Origin of the sequence: Tistlia consotensis USBA 355 (assembly GCF_900177295.1) — a bacterium.
GTDB lineage: Bacteria > Pseudomonadota > Alphaproteobacteria > Kiloniellales > DSM-21159 > Tistlia > Tistlia consotensis.
The window spans coordinates 16,251-30,660 of the sequence record NZ_FWZX01000018.1; the positions used below are offsets into that span (position 1 = coordinate 16,251).

The window sequence follows — 14,410 nt, forward strand, 5'->3', positions numbered from 1 at the left end:
TCGCGGCTCCGGAATGCCCGGCAGTCGAGCGATCGCGCGGACGCAACCTGCAGCCTGCGGCACTGTTCAGGGCCAACGGCGCGCCATGGCCTGCGAATGGTCGATCGCGCTTGCGGTGAGCACGGGATCGACCGTCGACTGGACGCCCTCGCACATCGGAGCCCTATTCGGCAGCCCTTGCCGTTCGTACCTCCAGCTGGTCCGCAGACCCCTCATGGAGGTCATCGGCCGTGGGCTTGATCCGGAACCACGCGGCATAGAGCGCAGGAAGGAACAGCAGGATCAGAGCCGTGCCGGCCGCGGTGCCGCCGATCAGCGTATAGGCCATCGATCCCCAGAAGACGGAGTGCGTGAGGGGGATGAAGGCCAGCACGGCGGCGAGTGCGGTCAGGACGACGGGCCTGGTGCGTTGCACCGTGGCCTCGATGACGGCGTGATAGTCGTCGAGACCGGCCGCACGGTTCCCCTTGATCTGCTCGGTCAGGATCAGCGTGTTGCGCATCAGGATGCCGGCCAGTCCTATCAGGCCCAGAATGGCGTTGAATCCGAAGGGCTGGTTGAAGGCGAGCAGCATGGGCACGACGCCGACGAGGCCGAGCGGCGCCGTCAGCATGACCATGGCCATCGTCGAGAAGGATCGCACCTGCAGCATGATGACGATCAGCGTGGCGGCGATCATGACCGGGAAGACCTTGCCCAACGCAGTATTGGCCTTGGCCGACTCCTCGATCGATCCGCCCATTTCGATGCGGTAGCCCGCCGGAAGGGATGCGATCAGCGGCTGAAGGGCCTTCATGACCTGCTTGGAAACCTCCGGAGGCTGGGCCGCCTCGTCGATGTCCGAGCGGATCGTGATGACGGGCGTGCGATCGCGGCGCTTCAGCACCGGCTCTTCGAGACGGATTTCCGAGTGGCCGATCTGGTCGAGCGGAATCGCGCGGCCGTCCCTGCTTACCAAGGAGAAGTCCGCCAGACGTGTCGGATCCAGCCGCTCGTCGCCGGCGCTGCGTGCCACGACGGAGACATTGCGGATGTCCTCTCGGACCTGCGTAACGGGAATGCCGGTGAGGAGGAACTCGAGCTGCTGGCCGACCTCGGCCGGCGAGAGGCCGATGAGATCGAGTCGATCCTGGTCGGGGACGAAGCGAAGCACGGGCACGCGATCGCCCCAGTCGCGATTGGCCTGGCGCACGTCCGGGACGCCCCGCATGATGCCGAGAGCCTTCTCGGAAATGCGGTAGAGCTGCGCGGGATCGGGTCCCATGACCCGGAACTCGACCGGGAACGGCGTGTAGGGCCCGAACACGAGCTGGGTGACGCGCACATAGGCCTCGGGCACAAGCCCCTGGGCCACCGCCGCTCGGAGCCGATGCTTCAACGCCTCGCGCGCCTCCGCGTCCGGTGTCAGCACGACGATCTTGGCGAAGGCGGGATCAGGCAGTTCCGGCGCCATCGCGAAGAAGAAGCGGGGAGCGCCCCGACCGATATAGCTCGTGACGATCTCGGCCTCGGACTGGTCGTGCAGCCAGCGTTCGAGCTTCTTCACCGCGGCGGTCGTCGTCTCGATGCTGGTGCCTTCGGGCAGACGAACCTCCACCAGCACTTCGGGACGGTCGGAGGTCGGGAAGAACTGCTGCTTGACGGCGCCCATGCCGACGCCGGAAAGCGCGAAGACGATGCCGACGACAGCGCAGGTCACGAACTTGTGGCGCACGGCAAAGGTGATGAGCCGTCGCAGACGCCGATAGTTCGGCGTGTCGTAGATCGCGTGGTGACCGCCCTCGACCGGTTCGATCTCGGGCAGCATCTTGACGCCGAGATAGGGCGTGAAGACCACCGCAACGACCCAGGAGACGATGAGGGCGAACCCCACGACCCAGAAGATGTTGCCGGCGTATTCGCCGGCTGACGAGCGCGCGAAGCCCACCGGCAGGAATCCGGCGATCGTCACCAGTGTTCCGGACAGCATCGGCGCCGCAGTGTGGCTCCACGCATGGGCCGCCGCCTTGATGCGGCCCATGCCCTCTTCCATCTTCACCACCATCACCTCGATGGCGATGATGGCGTCGTCCACGAGAAGACCCAGCGCCAGGATGAGGGCGCCGAGCGTGATGCGGTCGAAGAACCGGCCGGTTTCCAGCATGATGAGGAACACGACGGCAAGCGTCAGAGGGACGGCGGCCGCCACGACGATGCCGACGCGCCAGCCCATGCTGATCAGGCTGATCAGCAGGACCACACCCAGCGCCATCGCGAATTTCAGCATGAACTCGTTCACGGCCGAGGAGATGTTGACGGCCTGGTCGGTTACCTTGTCGAGGCTCAGCCCCAAGGGCAGCGTCCGGGCCACGGCCGCGGTCTCGACCTCCAGCGCCTTGCCGAGCGAGAGGCCGTTCCAGCCCTCCTGCATCACCACGGAGAGCAGGAGCGTGGGCTCGCCCTGGTTGCGGATGAGGAAAGTCGCGGGGTCCTCGTAGCCGCGCCGGACCTCGGCGATGTCGGAGAGCTTCAGCATCCGCCCACCGGCCGAGATCGGCGTGCTGGCGATGGATGCGACGCTGTCGTAGGCGCCATCGACGCGAATGAAAAGCTGCGGGCCCCGGGTGTCGATCGACCCAGCCGGCGTGACGCTGTTCCGCCGCTGCAAGGCGGCCATGATGTCCTGCGCCGACACGCCGAGGGTCGCCAGTTTGGCATAGGAAAACTCGACGAATATCCGTTCGGGACGTTCACCGAGGATGTTGATCTTCTTGACGCCGGGCACATGCAGGAGATCCTGGCGGATCACCTCGGCCTGCCTGGCCAGCTGGCGCATCGGCATACCCTTGGCCTTGAGCGCGTAGAGGGCGAAGCTGACGTCCGAATATTCGTCGTTGACGAAGGGGCCGAAGACGCCGGACGGCAGGTTGCGGGCCTCGTCCCCGAGCTTCTTGCGGGCCTGGTAGAACTCCTCCTGCACGACGGATGGCGGTGTGCTGTCCTTCAGCGTGACCGTCATGTAGGCATAGCCCGGCCGTGTGGTCGTCTGCACCCGGTCGTACCAGGTCAGCTCCTGAAGCCGCTTCTCCAAGGGCTCGGCGACGAGGTCCTGCATCTCGCGCGCCGTCGCGCCCGGCCAGGCCGTCGTGACCGTCAGGGTCTTGATGGTGAAGCTGGGGTCCTCGGCCCGTCCGAGCTTGAGGAAGGCATAGGCGCCGGCAGCCACCAGCAGGAGAATGAAGAACAGGGTGACGGCCCGCTCGCGAACGGCGAGCGCGGAAAGATTGAAGCTCATCGGTTGCCCCCGCTGCCGGGCGCGGTCCTGACGCGAGCGCCTTCGTGCAGAAGGTGAGCGCCGAGCGAAACGACCGGCTCGCCGGAGCTCAGCCCGGAGACCACGGCGGTCTCGCTGGTCACGCGCACAAGCGTGACGGGCCGGAAGTGCACGGTCGAGGCGGCACTGTCGAAGACCCAGACGCCGGTCTTCTCGCCGTCGTCGAGCACGGCTCCCAGCGGCACCTGGACTGCCGGCCGACTCGCCTCGCTTGCGAGCCGAATGGTCACCGTGGCGCCGAGCGGCGCATCGGCTGCGTCGCCCTTCAGGACATAGCGGGCTTCGTAGGTGCGGGTCTGGGGATCGGCCGTGTCGGACAGTTGGCGGAGCTGTGCGGCGTAAGGTTGGTCGCCCCTGCGATAGAGGGTCGCCTCGGCCAGGGAGCCGATCGAAGGACGGACGGTTTCAGGCAGAAAGACCATGGCCTCCCGCGGTCCGGTATGCGCAAGCCGCACCACGGTCTGTCCCGCCGTGACCACCTGCCCCGGTTCGCCCAGCGTTTCGACGACCGTTCCATCGCTGTCGGCCTTCAGAACGGAATAGCCCGCTTCGTTTTCCGCGATTCGGGCATCGGCCTCTGCTGCGGCGAGTTGCGCAGCTGCCGTATCCCGCTCCGCCCTGGCCTGTTCATAGCGCTGCTTGGAGACAGCGAGCCCGTTCCGTGACAGTGCGGCATAGCGCTTCTCGTCCGCCTTCTTCTGGACCAGGACGGCCCGCGCGGCCTCGACGGCCTTTTGCTTGGCCGTCAGGGCGAGAAGGAGGTCGGCGTCGTCGATCCGCATCAGCGGCTGCCCTGCCGCCACCTGCTCGCCGTCATCCACATAGCGCTCGACGATCTTGCCGGGCACACGGAAGCCGAGATTGCTCTGCACCCTGGCCCCGACGATGCCCGTGAAGCTTCGTTCCGACTCCATCGCGGGCGCTGCCGTCGCCAGCCTGACGATCGGGGCTTCCTGCCTCGGGTCGCTGACGGCAGAGGCTTCCTGTGTGCGGAGGGAAAATGCGCCGATCGCGGCCACCCCCGCCATCGCAGTCAGGATGCCCCCCAGCACGACGGCGGGTCTCCTTCTCATGGCCAAGCCTCGCCTCATTTAGATTGCAGTCGAACGCTATGTAGGCTATATAGATTCCGAGCGCAATCTAAAAAGGGAGTCGCCGATGCGCGTGAGTCGCACTCAGGCCGCTGAAAACCGCCAAGCCGTGATCAACGTGGCAAGTCGCCTGTTTCGGGAGCACGGCTTCGACGGCATCGGCCTGAAGGATCTGATGAAGGGTGCCGGGCTGACCCAGGGCGCCTTCTACAAGCAGTTCGCATCGAAGGAGGACCTGGCGGCGCAGGCGTCCAGACGGGCATTGGAGAGCGCAACCAGCCGATGGGCAGCCGCGGCCGCGGCGAATCCCGATGATCCGCTCGGCGCGGTGATCGCCTTCTACCTCAGCCCGGAACATCGCGAAGAAAAGATGGACGGCTGCCCCATCGTCGCGCTCGGTTCGGATGCCGCCAGGCAGAGCGCCGACGTGAAAGCGTCGTTCGAAGCCGGGATCAAGGCGCATCTCGAAGTCCTCGATCGCCTGATCGCCGGGACCGACGGCAAGGCGCCCAAAGGCAAGGCCATGGCCATTGCCTCGACGATGGTCGGTGCGATGACGTTATCGCGCATCGTCAGCGACCCCGACCTCGCCCAGGCCTTTCTGGATGCAGCGGCCGAACAGGTTCGCGAAGCCGTCGCCGCTTGCGTGGATGGGCCGACGCTGCCGTCTGCGCGGACGCGCTCTATCGGCGGACATGAAGCAAGCGGCGGTCGCGAAGCGCGCCGCAACCCAGCACAAAGAAAGAAGTGATTTCCATGAACAAGAGCAATCCTGACGTCGCCCTGGTGACAGGCGCTTCCTCCGGCATCGGGCACGCAACGGCCAAGGCCCTGCAGAACGCGGGCTATCGCGTGTTCGGAACCAGCCGCCGCGCCGCCGCCGAAGGCCCCGACGGCGTTGCCATGCTGACCTGCGACGTGACCGACGACGCGTCCGTGGCGAAGCTGGTCGACGAGGTGCTGGCCGAGGCAGGGCGCATCGACTTGCTCGTCAACAATGCCGGCATTGGCCTGCTCGGCGGCGCGGAGGAGTCCTCGACCGCCCAGGCTCGGGCGCTCTTCGACGTGAACGTCTTCGGCGTTCTCCGCGTGACCAACGCGGTTTTGCCGACGATGCGACACCAAGGGAAGGGAAGGATCGTCAACCTGAGCTCGGTGCTGGGTTTCATCCCAGCTCCCTATTCCGCGCTGTATTCGTCGACCAAACATGCCGTCGAAGGCTATTCCGAGTCGCTGGACCACGAACTGCGCCCGTTCGGAATTCGCGTTGTGTTGGTCGAGCCGGCCTATACCGATACGTCATTCGAAGAGAATCTCGCGAGGCCGGATCGGTTGCTTGATATCTATGACTCTGCACGGGCCGGCATGAATGCGGTCCTGCGGAAGGCGATCGAGACAGGCGATGCGCCTGAAGTTGTCGCCAGGACGGTCTTGAAGGCAGCCACCGATTCCGTTCCAAGAAGGCGCTATGCGGCGGGAAAGATGGCGCGCCAAGTCAGTTTCCTGCGCCGTTTCGTCCCCGCCTCCGCATTCGACAAGAGCCTGCGAAAGCAGAACGGACTGCCGGTCTGACCTCCGCGATGTCCTGGTTGGCCCGACCCGGCGGCGCCGCCTGAGCGGCTACTGGGAGGCGGACCCTGGAAGGCCCGCGTTTCCCAGGCGCCCCTGTCCGGGACCGAGGCAGGCGCTCTTGCAGATTCACGAATGGACGGGACCCGGCTGCGGGCGCGTGACGGAAAGGTAGCAGGCCCTGCCTTCTCGCCCCGGCGGCTGCCCGGACGCGGTCGAGGGCCCAGACCTCTCGAGTATTCGCAGGCCGCCCCCAATTCGGGAAAGCGAGCCGCCACGCCGGGGAAGCGGCGACAGCGGGCCCGTCAGTCTGCGGAACGAAGCGGAAGCTTTTCGCTGCGGCCCCGAAAAGCGCCTTCTTTGTTGGTCTTCATATGCACATAATTTGTGCATATCTGCACAAGATAAGAGCAGATTCGATTAGATTCTCGATTTACCTTCCGATTACCTTTTCATGGCCAGACTCCGAGGCAGTCACCCACGACCTCAAGGCGTCGATCATGGCTCAGTCTCCCGCCGCGGCCCAGGACAGCGCGGCCTCCGCCGACACCCCCGAGCGGGTCGTCGAGCTCGCCGACGAGGCGGCGCGCGTCGCCGGCAGCAAGGCGCACGCGATCCAGCGCATCACCGGCCAGACCCGGATCCTGGCACTCAACGCGACGATCGAGGCGGCGCGGGCCGGCGAGTCCGGCAAGGGCTTCGCGGTCGTCGCCGGCGAGGTCAAGGCGGTCAGCTCCGAGATCGGCCGGCTCGCCGCCGAGATGGAGAACGAGCTGCGCTCCGCACTCGACGAGCTGCGCGCGGTCGGCGGCCGCATGGCCGAGGACGTGCGCGGCCAGCGCCTGGTCGACCTCAGCCTCAACGCCATCGAGATCATCGACCGCAACCTCTACGAACGGACCTGCGACGTGCGCTGGTGGGCGACCGACGCCGCCGTGGTCGAGGCCGCCGCCGCCCCGACGCCGGAGAGGCTGGCCGAGGCCCAGCGCCGGCTCGGCGTCATCCTCTCGGCCTACACGGTCTATCTCGACCTCTGGATCTGCACCCCGAACGGCCGCGTCGTGGCCCACGGCCGGCCGGACCGCTATCCGAACGTGCTCGGCCTCGACGTCTCGCGCGAGAGCTGGTTCCGCGAGGCCATCGGCTCGGCCACGGGCGACGACTACGCGGTCGCCGACGTCGTGCCCTGCACGGCCCTGGAGGGCGCGCCGGTCGCGACCTACGCCGCCGCGGTGCGCGAGGGCGGAGAAGCGCGCGGCCGGCCGATCGGCGTGCTCGGCATCCACTTCGACTGGGGGCCGCAGGCCCATGCCGTGGTCGACGGCGTCCGCCTCTCGCCCGAGGAGGCGACGCGCTCGCGCGTCCTGCTGGTCGACGCGCGCGGCCGCATCCTCTCGGCCTCGGACCGCCGGGGCGAGCTGAGCGAGACCATCGCCCTCGAGCGGAACGGCCGGCGCAGCGGCGTGCAGACCGACGCCAAGGGCCGGACGACCGCCTTCCACCTGACCCCGGGCTACGAGACCTACCGGGGCCTGGAATGGGCCGGCGTCATCGTGCAGGAGGCCACGGCCGGCGGCGACTGACCGGCCGGCCGGCGACGGAGGCCGCGGGCCTCGGCGAATCGCGCGCCATTTGCGCCGCCGCAAAACGAGGCGGCCCGTCCGTCCCTAGCTTCGGGATGCCCCGAAGCCGAGGTGCCGAGATGGAGTCCGCAGAGCTTTCCCAGATGATCGTCGGCGAGCTGATGCGCCGCTGGCCGGCCAGCGTGCCGCTGCTGCTCGGCCGCCGCATGGCCTGTCCGGGCTGTCCGATGGCACCCTTCATGACCGTCGCCGAGGCAGCGCGGGAGTATGGCATCGATCCCGACGAGCTGGTCCGCGAGCTGGTCGCGGCGATCGAGCAGGAGCCGGCCCCGGCCGGCAAGGAGCCCCGGCCGTGAGCACGATCCGCACCGCCGTACCGCGCTACCGGCCCCGCCAGGGCCCGGCCCTGCTCGACGCCGGCTTCCGGCCCTTCTTCCTGGCGGCGGCGCTCTGGGCCGCGGCCGCCCTGCCGCTCTGGCTGCTCGCCTTCACCGGCGGGATCGAGCTGCCGACCGCCCTGGCGCCGCTGACCTGGCACATCCACGAGATGCTCTACGGCTTCGTCGCCGCGACCCTGGCCGGCTTCCTGCTGACCGCGATCCCGAACTGGACCGGCCGCCTGCCGCTGCAGGGCCGGCCGCTGGCGCTGCTGGTGCTGGCCTGGCTGGCCGGGCGCCTCGCGACCGCGACCTCGGGCTGGATCGGCGCCGGACCGGCTGCGGCCCTCGACCTGCTGTTCCTGGCCACGATGCTGGCGGTGGTGCTGCGCGAGATCGTCGCCGGGCGCAACTGGAAGAACCTGCCGATGGCCGGCGCCGTCGCGCTGCTGCTCGCCGGCAACGCCCTGATGCACGCCGAGGCTGCCGGGCTGATCCCCGACCGCGGCCTGGGCTGGCGGCTGGCGCTGGCCGTCCTGGTGCTGCTGGTCAGCCTGATCGGCGGCCGGATCATCCCGAGCTTCACGCGCAACTGGCTGGCCAAGCGCGACGCCACGGCCCTGCCCGCCCCGTTCGGCCGGCTCGACAGCCTGACGCTGCTCGCGACGGCGCTGGCCGGAGCGGCCTGGACGGCGGATCCCGACGGTGCGGCGACCGCCCTCCTGACGCTCGCCGCCGGCGCGCTGCAGGCGCTGCGCCTGGCGCGCTGGCGCGCCCTCGCGACCCTGGCCGAGCCGCTGGTCTGGATCCTGCACCTCGCCTACGCCTGGCTGCCGCTCGGCCTGGTCCTGCTCGGGCTCGGGCACTGGTGGCCGGCACTGCCGCCGAGCCTGGCGATCCACGCCCTGACCGCCGGCGCCCTCGGCAGCATCACCCTGGCAGTGATGACCCGGGCGACGCTCGGCCACACCGGACGGCCGCTGACCGCGGGTGCGGCGACGCTGGCGATCTACCTGGCGATCACCCTGGCCGCCGCGACCCGCCTGGCCGCCGTGCTGCTGCCGGAGCTGATGCTGCCGCTGCTCGCCGTCTCCGGCACCGCCTGGGTCGCCGCCTTCGCCGGCTTCGCCCTGGCCTACGGCCGCGCCCTGCTGACGCCGCGCGCCGCCGCCTGAGCCGGCGAGCCCCCCCTGCGAATCACGCGGGATTCACGCCTCCTGGCATCAAGTTCGCGGCATGGGACGGTGGCACCTCTCCCGACCGGAGCCGCCGGCCCGTCGCCCTTATCGCTTTGGGGGAGCGTCATGTTCATGGAATTCGAGCAGGGTTTCCTCGCCGCCTGTGCGGAAGCCCTGCAGCAGATCGAGGACGCGCGACCGCTGGAGCCGCAGCCCCGCGGCACGGTCTCCTCTCTGCGCAAGCGCACGCAGGCCTTCCTGACGGCGCTCGGCTACCTGCCGCCGCAGGGCGCCGGTCTCGCCGGCCGCGACCTGAGGCGCAACCGCCTGGCGCTGATCTCGCTGTCCGGCTGGTTCGACCGTGCCTTCCAGCTGCAGATGCGCCATGCGCCCGGCGCCCACTTCTTCGGCGGCCAGCTGTCGCCGCTCAGCTTCGCGATCGCGGCGTCGGGCGACCGCTTCCTGGGCGTCGCCGGGCGCGGCCTGACGCTGCAGCAGGCCTTCGAGAGCTGCGTCGGCGAAGCGGCGGAGCGGCTGTCGGCCTTCGAGTGGCCCGGCGACCGCGAGCGGCCGGCGCCGGGCCAGGCCGCCTGGCCGGCCCCGCTGCAGATCCGCGCCAAGGCCGCCGGCGACCCGATCCTTGCCGGCTGCGAGCTGAGCTGGGCCTGGCGCCGCATGGGCCTGCCCTTCGACCAGGATCCGCGCGGCGTCGACTGGGTCGAGGGGATGTCGCTGGTCGACGGCGAGCCGCGCCTGCTGCCGGCGGCCCTCTGCCTGCGCCCGGCGGCGGGCCGTCCCGACGCGCCGAATCCGGCCGGCAGCGCCGGCTGTGCCGCCGGCGCCTCGCTGCCGGCCGCGACGCTGGCCGCCCTCGAGGAGGTGATCGAGCGCGACGCGGCCGTGCGCTGGTGGCGCGGCGAGACCTCGCCCTGCCCGGTCGCGCCGGAGCTGCTGAGCCGCCTCGGCCTCGACGAGCTGGGCCGGCAGGTGCGCGGCGACTCGCCCCGCCGGCACTGGTTTCTCGACATCACCGGCGACCTGCAGGTCCCGGCGTTCGTCGCGCTGTCGGCGGAGCCCGACGGCCGCGCCGTGGTCGGCGGCTACGGCGCCAGCCTGGATCCGCGCCGCGCGCTGACGAACGCCCTGCTCGAGCTCTGCCAGAGGGAACTGACCCAGGAGCTGGCCCTGCAGAAGCGCGAGCGGCGCGGCGTGCGGGCGCTCAGCGCGGCCGACCTCCGCTGGGTCGAGCAGCACGCGCGGGTCAGCCTCGACAGCCACGACCGGTTCCGAGCCGGGGGCCCGCCGCGGTCCTGGAGCGACCGGGCCGAGCCCCGGTCGCTCGCCGCGACGCTCTCCCGCCTGGCCGATGCCGGCTACGACGCCTACTGCGTCGACCTGTCCCGGCGGCCGCTCGGCGTCAAGGTCGCGCGCGTCGTGGTGCCGGGCCTGGAGACCGAGCGGCCCGACTGGACGGTCCCGACCCGCAGCGCCATCACGGTCGAGGCCTGCCCCCGGGCGGTCGGCGCGCTCTGACCGCCGCGCAGCGCCGGCCGGACCGCCTGTCGGCGGCCGGGGCGCCATGACATACTGGCGTCACGGGTCCTCGGCCGGCCACGACCGGCCAAAGGGGCCAGAGAGGCCGGGGGGCGCGATGTTCGTGGAGTTCGAGCCGGGGTTCCTGGCCGCCTGCGCCGAGACCCTGCGACGGCGGGGCGCGGGCGAGCCGGCGGCATCCCGGGAGACGGAGACGATCGCCTCCGCGGAGCAGCCCGCGGAGGCCTTCCTGCGGTCGCTGGGCTACCTGCCGGCGGACGCCACGGATGCCGACACGCTGCGCAGCCGCCTGGCCCTGGTCGCGCTCGCCGGGCGCTTCGATCGCGCCTTCCGGCTGCCGATGCGCCATGCGCCGGGCGCCTTCTTCTTCGGCGGACAGCTGTCGCCGGCCGGCTTCGGGCTCTCGAGCGAGCGCGGCCGCCATCTCGGCGTCGCCGGCCGCGGCCTGACCCTGCAGCAGGCCTTCGAGAGCTGCGTCGGCGAGGCCGCCGAGCGGCTGTCGTTCCACGAGTGGCCCGGCGACCGGACGCCGCCGGAGGGCCGCCCCCTGATCCGCGCGCCGCGGCACGACGACCGGCTCCTGGCCGGCGCCGAGCTGGACTGGGTCCTGCGGGAGATGGGTCTGCCCGGCGACAGCGATCCCCGGATGCTCGACGGCATCGAGGCGATCTCCCTGGCCGACGGCGAGCCCCTGCTGCTGCCGGCCGCGCTCTGCCTGCTGCCGGCGCCCGGCCGGCCCGGCGTGCCGCAGCCGGCCGGCAGCACCGGCTGCGCCGCCGGCCCGTCGGTCGCGGCCGCGACCCTCTCCGCGCTCGAGGAAGTCGTCGAGCGCGACGCCGTCGCCGGCTGGTGGCAGGGCGCGATCCCGCCGCGGGCGGTCGCGCCGTCGCTGCTGCAGGAGCTCGGCCTCGACGCGCTGGCCGGCAGCCTGCGCGACGGCTCGCCCCGTCGCCACTGGTTCCTCGACATCACCGGCCCCCTGAAAATCCCGGCCTTCGTCGCCCTCTCCGCCTATCCCGAGGGACGCGCCGTGGTCGCCGGCTACGGCGCCGGCCTCGACCTCCGCCGCGCCCTGCTCGGCGCCCTGCTGGAGCTCTGCCAGGCGGAGCTCGCCCAGGAGCTGGCCCTGCTCAAGCGCCGGCAGCGCGGCGAGGAGGCCCTCAACGCGGTCGACCGCCGCTGGATCGAGCAGTACGAGCAGGCGACGGCCGACAGCCATCCGCGCTTCACGCCGGGCGCGCCGCCGCAGGACCACGCCGCGGGGTCGCGATCGCTGGCCGCGACGCTGTCCTGCCTGACCCGGGCCGGACGCAAGGCCTACCGCGTCGACCTCTCCCGCCCGCCGCTCGGCCTCGCGGCCGTGCGCGCGGTGGTGCCCGGCCTGCACACGGGACTGCCGGCCTGGACCGCGCCCTGATGCCCGGCGCGCGCGAGCGCCGGGCGCCGGCGGCCGATCGCCGACGATTCACGCTGGACTCACGGGACCTCTGACAATCTCGCCTCGTGGCTGACCGGGTAGCGGGCCACGGGCGGCGAGCCGCCCCCGGGAGGAGACGGAGCGGAGGCGCTCAACGTCAGGCGACCCGATCTGCCGCCCGACCCTCCCTGCCGCAGCCGGCTGCAGCCTCGGCGCACCCGCCTCTGCGGGGGCCCCCCAGCTCCGGGGGGCGGGTGCGTCTCCTTTTCCGGCACGGTGGCGAGCCGCCGGCCGGCGCGGCGAGAGAGCCGGCCGGACACCACTCAAGATGGCAGAAATTTTCCCTTTTCGATTGCACTGACCCTCTCGAAGGCACACCATGCCCGTCGGTCGGTCGGATGTCCGGGGGGGACAGGTCGATGATCCGGAAGATCGTCAACGCCGGCGGCATCGTGCTGGCGCTCCTGCTGATCGCCGCGACCCTGGGCTGGCTCTGGCTGGAGCGCAGCTGGTCGCGCTGGGACCGGCCCGAAGGACCACTCGCCGAGACCGGCTACCAGGCCTTCACCCACGGCGCCTTCGGCCTCGAGGCCCTGCCGGTCAAGTACGCGGCGGTCATCGACAAGGTCTCGGCACCCGCCTTCACGACGACGCTGGAGGACGGCCGCTCGCCGTGGCGGACCTACGGCTTCATCACCGACGAGAGCGGCAAGGGCGGCGACAGCCAGCTCTGCCAGTCGAACGCCGAGAACCTGCTGCCGCACGGCTTCGCGGTCACCAACTACCTGCCGCAGCGCGCCATCCAGACGCCGTTGAAGTTCGCCGCGCTGACCTGTGCCTCCTGCCATTCCGGGCGGCTGCGCACCGCCGAGGGCCTCAGCGAGACGATCACCGGGATGGGCAATCCCGAGCTCGACGTCATCGCCTTCGGCGACGCCGTGCGCAATGCCGTGCTCGACCCGAGCCTGACCGCCGGCAAGATCATGGACGCCTACGACCAGGCCTGCCCGAACGACCGGACCGGCTTCTTCACCCGCCAGGTCGAGAAGCTGGTGATGTCGGCCTGGCTGTCCGGCATCCGGAGCCAGACCGGCTCAGAGACCGGCAAGTACGGCCTGCCCTACCACGGTGCCCAGATGAAGGACGCCGCCGACATCCCGGCCGGCCCCGGCCGCACGCGGCCGTTCCGCTCGATCGTGCGTGTCGCGCTGAACCTGCCGGGCGAGGAGAACTACGCCTATTCCAAGATCCCGGCGGTCTTCGAGCAGCGCCGCGACCTGAGGCCGCGCGCCCAGTACGACGGCTCGGTCAGGAATCCGGTGACCCGCAGCTTCATCGCGGTCTACGCCTCGGGCGCCAGCGTGCTGGCCCTCTCGAAGCCGGAGGTCGCCTGGGACGTGCGCACCGCGGCGGCCTACACCGAGGAGCTCGGCCTCTCGATCCCGGTGCCGAGCTTCGCCGAGACCTTCCCGAAGCACCTGCCGGACCCGACCCAGGTCGAGGCCGGCTTCCAGGTCTACAAGACCTGGTGCGCCGACTGCCACGGCTACCGCCCGGTCGGCGGCGGCCAGTGGGTCGCCGAGGGCAGGTGGATCCACCGGTTCGACTATCTCGACGGCCGCGGCGGCGGACCGAAGCTCGGCGTCGATCCGGCGCGCGTGACCTTCCGCTACGCGAGCCTGCTGCCGCTGTCGATCTGGGCGACGCTGCCCGGCAGCGGCCCCGCGGTCGCGGCCCAGGAGCAGCGCCTCCGGGACGCCGGGGCCGCCGCCGAGAAGGCCGGCGAGCCGGCGCTCGCCTGGTTCTGGCAGCAGCAGCTCGACGGCTTCCTGCTGGCCAAGCGGCAGTACCGCCTCGGCCATCCGCTCTACTTCCCGGCCTGCCCGTCCGGCCAGGCGGACTGCGACGAGACGAAGCTGCTGGCCTCGGCGCCGCCCTGCAGCGAGGACGACCCTCAGAAGTGCCAGCTGACCGACGAGGTCGCCTACTACAACAACCCGGTGCCGGAGCTCTACCTGCGCGCACCCTTCCTGCACAACGGCTCGATCCCGAACGCCCGCCAGCTGATCAACCTGGAGCCCCGGCCCGAGCGCTTCTGCCGCGGCGAGAACCTCTACGACCCCGACGCGCTCGGCTTCGTCGCGACCGAGCCCGGGCCCGACGGCCGCTGCGACGACCCGCGGGTCGCCTTCCTCTTCGACACCACGGAGCTCGGCAACTCGAACCGCGGCCACGACTTCCCGCCCTGGGACCCGAAGACCCTGACCGACGAGCAGCGCAGCCAGCTCGAAGCCCTGCTCGCCTACCTGAAGACCCTGTGAGGCCGCC

The 14,410-nt window shown here is 70.8% G+C and carries 10 protein-coding genes; 8 read left to right on the plus strand and 2 right to left on the minus strand.

Annotated features, from left to right (window positions below):
* Positions 1-163: 163 nt before the first annotated feature.
* On the minus strand, positions 164-3,274 hold the full coding sequence (locus B9O00_RS19485; RefSeq protein WP_085124381.1) for an efflux RND transporter permease subunit: 3,111 nt from the start codon (positions 3,272-3,274) through the stop codon (positions 164-166).
* Positions 3,271-4,365, minus strand: coding sequence for an efflux RND transporter periplasmic adaptor subunit (locus B9O00_RS19490; protein ID WP_322111206.1), 1,095 nt, complete (start codon positions 4,363-4,365; stop codon positions 3,271-3,273). Before B9O00_RS19490 ends, B9O00_RS19485 begins: the two co-directional genes overlap by 4 nt.
* Positions 4,366-4,471: 106 nt before the next feature.
* On the opposite strand from B9O00_RS19490, the gene B9O00_RS19495 reads away from it, so the two are divergent.
* The 8 genes from B9O00_RS19495 (at position 4,472) to B9O00_RS19530 (ending at position 14,403) form a co-directional block, all read left to right on the plus strand.
* Positions 4,472-5,155, plus strand: coding sequence for a TetR/AcrR family transcriptional regulator (locus B9O00_RS19495; protein ID WP_085124383.1), 684 nt, complete (start codon positions 4,472-4,474; stop codon positions 5,153-5,155).
* Positions 5,156-5,160: 5 nt separating this feature from the next.
* Entirely contained in the window at positions 5,161-5,976 is an 816-nt protein-coding gene (locus B9O00_RS19500) for an oxidoreductase (RefSeq protein WP_085124384.1), read from the plus strand.
* A 497-nt stretch (positions 5,977-6,473) separates the two neighbouring features.
* Positions 6,474-7,556: a methyl-accepting chemotaxis protein gene (locus B9O00_RS34170; RefSeq protein ID WP_089229748.1), complete on the plus strand. Its 1,083-nt coding sequence runs from the start codon at positions 6,474-6,476 to the stop codon at positions 7,554-7,556.
* Between the two features lie 119 nt (positions 7,557-7,675).
* Positions 7,676-7,912 carry a DUF1858 domain-containing protein gene (locus tag B9O00_RS19510; RefSeq protein ID WP_085124386.1) on the plus strand — a complete coding sequence of 79 codons (237 nt, stop codon included), beginning with the start codon at positions 7,676-7,678 and terminating at the stop codon, positions 7,910-7,912.
* Complete coding sequence (locus B9O00_RS19515; protein WP_235017156.1) at positions 7,909-9,108, plus strand: NnrS family protein; 1,200 nt, start codon at positions 7,909-7,911, stop codon at positions 9,106-9,108. The genes B9O00_RS19510 and B9O00_RS19515 overlap by 4 nt, the downstream gene beginning before the upstream one ends.
* A gap of 135 nt (positions 9,109-9,243) precedes the next feature.
* Entirely contained in the window at positions 9,244-10,644 is a 1,401-nt protein-coding gene (locus B9O00_RS19520) for a YcaO-like family protein (protein ID WP_159460268.1), read from the plus strand.
* A gap of 118 nt (positions 10,645-10,762) precedes the next feature.
* Positions 10,763-12,082 (plus strand): YcaO-like family protein, encoded by a 1,320-nt coding sequence (locus B9O00_RS19525; RefSeq protein ID WP_159460269.1) that lies wholly within the window; start codon positions 10,763-10,765, stop codon positions 12,080-12,082.
* A 419-nt stretch (positions 12,083-12,501) separates the two neighbouring features.
* Positions 12,502-14,403 (plus strand): hypothetical protein, encoded by a 1,902-nt coding sequence (locus B9O00_RS19530; protein ID WP_085124389.1) that lies wholly within the window; start codon positions 12,502-12,504, stop codon positions 14,401-14,403.
* Positions 14,404-14,410: the final 7 nt, after the last annotated feature.